A 2427-nucleotide genomic window follows, 5' to 3' on the forward strand; every position below is an offset into this window, starting at 1 on the left:
TTTACACATTTATTTATGAGTGATTTTAAGTTGCAAAAAATTATATGTAAAAGACTTGTTAGTTTTAAATTTTGATAAAGTGAAATTAAATTAGCCACTCTCCTTATTTTATACATGGATAAAAAATAGTGTTAACATATATGTATCTGACTATGGAAATGTAGTTGTGAAATGAAAAAATAAGGAGAATGCTATATGACAAATGGAAGTTTTCAAAGCATAGTTCCAACGAGAAGTGTACCACAGGGAATTGAATTAAATAAATTCAAATTACCCATTGTCATTGATGACGATAGTGAATATCTGGTTGAACTGGAACGTATGTTAAGATTATTCTTGACCGATATTGAACAATTTCATAACGTAAATGAAATCATATACGGTCGAACACAAGAAAATGTAGATAAAATTCTTAGAGCAATTAATTGTCATTATGATGGGGATATTCCGACGGCAAGACAACTCATATTCGAGGTTTTAGAACCATATAAAGGAAACCCTTTTATTATTTCAAGTCTAGATGATTCGCCTGCCTTTAGAGGGATAACTAGGCTGAAATGGGAAGTACAACAAGCGCAACAATCTAATCAAGAAATGCCATCAGAGCTTCATCCAATGGCATATCAACCATTATCATTTTTTAAAGCACGTACTGGAACGGAAGGATTTGGGAAAAGGGACTTTTTACACATTCCTTTTGATAAACGTGGAATTGTTTCTACGCAAAGATTTAGTATTGCTGGTGTTCCTTGTATGTATTTCGGGGCTACATCGTATGTTAGCTGGTTAGAATTAGGGAAACCGGCCGATAACGAATTTAACGTTAGTTCATATAAGGTACCGGGTGAAACTAAAGTGTTGAATTTAGCTATTACTCAGCATTTAATAAACGGTCTTGCTGCTTTCAATGATGATTGGTTAAAAGATGCCCTCAGCTTAATTGAGCTATTTCCATTAATCATAGCAACATCTTATAAAGTTAGAGATAACAATCGTAGTTTTAAAAGTGAATACATTATATCTCAATTAGTAATGCAATGTTTACCCCTGTTAGATACTGAAGGGGTAGCATATATATCTAAAAGGGTTGATGATGATTCATTTAACACTCCAATTTGCGTTAATGTAGCTGTGCCGATGAAAAAAAGTAATGGTAAATATAGTGAATTTGCTAAAAATATCTTTCTAACAGAACCAGTTAATTATGCGGAATACAAAAAGATCCTAAGATTCCCTGCTTCTGGCTCGAGAATAGCATCCTTTGGAAGTGCTATCGAACAGGGGATAACATGTTTAGGGAAACAAATTCCATATCAGCACCATGAGTTTTGTGCATTTGATAATTATCTGGTGTCGGAGCACCATTCACCCACAATTTAAGGTGAATCAAAACCCCTAACACATAAAATGTTAGGGGTTTAATTTTGATGTAGTATCTAATTTTAAGAAGGTTAGTTTAATTATTCTATTTAACAAGTGATTTAATGTTATACAAAATACATAGTAAAATTATTAATGAATTGATTTCTTATAAAGTACTTTGTTAATAAATAATTCAGCATTATCAGGGAGGGATATAGTGTTTACTAGAATTAAATTTATCATTTTCTTCTTCATTCTCTTAGTAGGAGTCATTGCAGGTTGTGAAGTTAAAGACGCACCTGCTAGCAAAAACGAAAATAGCCACCAAGGAATCCGGAATGATGAAATAGAATATAATGAAAAGTTAAATGGATTCAAACAAGTAAAAGGTAAATTTATTCAAGAATTTGATGGAGATACGATACTGGTATCTACAAAACAAAATGGAGAAGTTATAAAGAAAAAGGTAAGGGCTTTATTAATTGATACCCCAGAGGTACAAAAAGTTAAAGATGGAAAAATTATATCTCCATCTATGCCTTTAGCAGATGAAGCGAGGGAGTTTCTTAAAAATAAGTTAAAGGGAAAAGAAGTTACCCTTATATATGATAAAGGTGATTCAAAAGATAAATTTAATAGGGAACTAGCATATATATTTGTAGATGGAAAGTGTATACAGTCTGAATTATTAAGAGAGGGCTTAGCGATAGTTAGATATGTAAAAGAGTCAAACACCGCGTTATATGATGAGTTTAAACAAGCAGAGAGCGAGGCTCGTAGTCAAAGAAAAGGCGTATGGGCAATCGATGATTATGTAGAACAGAGGGAAAGAGAATCATTTTACAATATTGATAAAGCAAAAAAGAGCTTATAAAGTGGAGCGTTTTAAACTTTTATAAGTTATTCTATAGACTCTTTCCAAAATGGAAGGAGTTTTTGTATGATTGAAAAAATTAAATTTTACTAATTTATTTTAATAATAATTAAAAGTATATATTGTCATAACTATAAAATTATTATAAGTCATATTTATAAAAGGGTATTATTATATTAAAATGTACATTA

Annotated in this window: 2 protein-coding genes; both read left to right on the forward strand. The window is 31.2% G+C overall.

The window, feature by feature from the left end; all coding sequences use genetic code 11:
• Positions 1-195 precede the first annotated feature (195 nt).
• Entirely contained in the window at positions 196-1380 is a 1185-nt protein-coding gene (locus ACO6VI_RS32865) for a hypothetical protein (protein ID WP_422425191.1), read from the forward strand.
• Between the two features lie 199 nt (positions 1381-1579).
• Entirely contained in the window at positions 1580-2236 is a 657-nt protein-coding gene (locus ACO6VI_RS32870) for a thermonuclease family protein (RefSeq protein WP_422425193.1), read from the forward strand.
• The last annotated feature ends 191 nt before the right edge of the window (positions 2237-2427 follow it).

Source organism: Bacillus sp. PSXD-155, from assembly GCF_049310765.1.
GTDB lineage: Bacteria > Bacillota > Bacilli > Bacillales > Bacillaceae_G > Bacillus_A > Bacillus_A cereus.